Here is a 1534-nt window from a genome sequence, read left to right as displayed (position 1 = left end):
CTATCTGTGTGCAGGTGGGTGGGGCGATCGCCCTGCCGCTTTGCAACGCAACACCGCCGCGACCAAAGCAGCTTCAGTCCTCAGGAATCTCGTTGATTTTATGGCGATCGATCAAGTCCTGGTTGTCGGGTCGGGCAAAGTGTTCTTCCAGCGCGATTTGGACGGTTTCGCTAATGTTCTGGTTTTTAATTGCACTCAAAACCCTCAAAATCTTCTCAACATCGGCGGTTAGATAGACTCTGAGGGTTTTTTTCTCTCCTGCCATAACAAGCGTTTTAAGCACTCAAACAATGATCTTCTCCATAGTCCTATGTGAATCTAGTCACTTGTGCCTAAGTGACTATAGGTGTAGAATCGGCAAAACTTAACATCTGGAGCATTGGCAAATGGTGGTCTTGTCGGACGATGAAGTGGCGCTAATTCGAGCGCTGCTGACGGCGGTGCGGGCGATTAAAGTGCGAGATATCGACAAAGCGCTGGTGATTTTGGCAAAAGGCGAAAAACGGGGCACACCGCCAAATCCAGCGGCGCGGCTCGACTAACGGGCTGTGGCGGAGTGTGGGATGATGCTAGGGCTAATGCTGTGGCAAACCCTGTGACGATGAGATGATAGTCGGGCAAAACGCGGAGGCGCGGCTGGGTGGGCAATTGAGGCGATGGATGGGCTTGCGTCGGCTGAGATGGGTCTGGGCGGTGGCGCTGCTGGTGTTGCTGAGCGGGCTGGGTTGGATGCAGTCGGCGGGGGCGGCTCCTTTGATCGAACAGCAGCCCTTGACGCTAGAGCTATTGCAGCAGCGGCTCAAAAAGCCCGTGACCCTGGAAGATGGCGCAGCGATTGACCTGCGGCGCGTAATCATCGACCTGCGGCCGGAGAACGTCGCCTTCCGCGACCAGTTCTATCGGCTGGTGCAGGCAACCCTGCGGCGATCGCCCACCCCCCTCGGACTCGACCTCAGCAGCAGCCTGATCCAGGGCAAGCTCGACATCGCCCAACTGGGCTTGCAGGCTCCGGTCTTTGGCGACGAGCTACCCAACCTGCTGACAGAGGACGAGCTAAACCAACTCAAGCGCGATCGCCGTCGAATTACCCAACTCAGCCAGCTATCCAGATCCCTGCTGACCCAAGACCCGCCCCCCGTCCTCAAGCTGACCCTACTGCGCGGCCCCCTGCTGCTGTCCCAGGCCCGCATCGAGGGCGTGGCAGATTTCAGCAACACGTTTTTTTTGGGCAAAGTAGACACCGCCGGAGCCGACTTTACCCAAGAAGCAGACTGGGCCGATGCCCGCTTTGGGCAGTCCGCCAGCTTTGCCGATACCCAGTTTCGCCATTTGGCCGCGCTCGGTTTCAGGGCGGGGCCACGTTTCAGAGCAGCGAGTTTCAGGCAGCAGCAAACTTCAACCGGGCAACCTTTCAGCAAGTGGCTAATTTCAGCCGCGTGCGCTGGCAGAGCAACGCCGACTTTGCCCAAACCCATTGGGAAGCCGCAGCCATTTTCAACCAGAGCCAGTTTGCCCAGTCGCTATTCCTTTCAGA

The 1534-nt window shown here is 57.6% G+C and carries 3 protein-coding genes; all 3 read left to right on the top strand.

Annotation, left to right across the window (positions count from 1 at the left end; translation table 11 throughout):
* A partial coding sequence (locus IGS51_RS13870; protein WP_297079026.1) for a hypothetical protein occupies positions 1 to 232 on the top strand: 232 nt, incomplete at its 5' end.
* Positions 233 to 386: 154 nt separating this feature from the next.
* The gene (locus IGS51_RS13865) at positions 387 to 542 is read left to right on the top strand and encodes a hypothetical protein (RefSeq protein ID WP_297079023.1); all 156 of its coding nucleotides are present in this window, start codon (positions 387 to 389) and stop codon (positions 540 to 542) included.
* Between the two features lie 384 nt (positions 543 to 926).
* On the top strand, positions 927 to 1534 hold a 608-nt coding region (locus IGS51_RS13860; RefSeq protein ID WP_367279339.1), incomplete at its 3' end, for a pentapeptide repeat-containing protein.

This window comes from Thermoleptolyngbya sp. M55_K2018_002 (assembly GCF_015295965.1).
Classification (GTDB): Bacteria; Cyanobacteriota; Cyanobacteriia; order Elainellales; family Elainellaceae; genus Thermoleptolyngbya; species Thermoleptolyngbya sichuanensis.
Note: the sequence above shows the minus strand (reverse complement) of the source record. Positions and strands in the feature narration are given on the sequence as shown.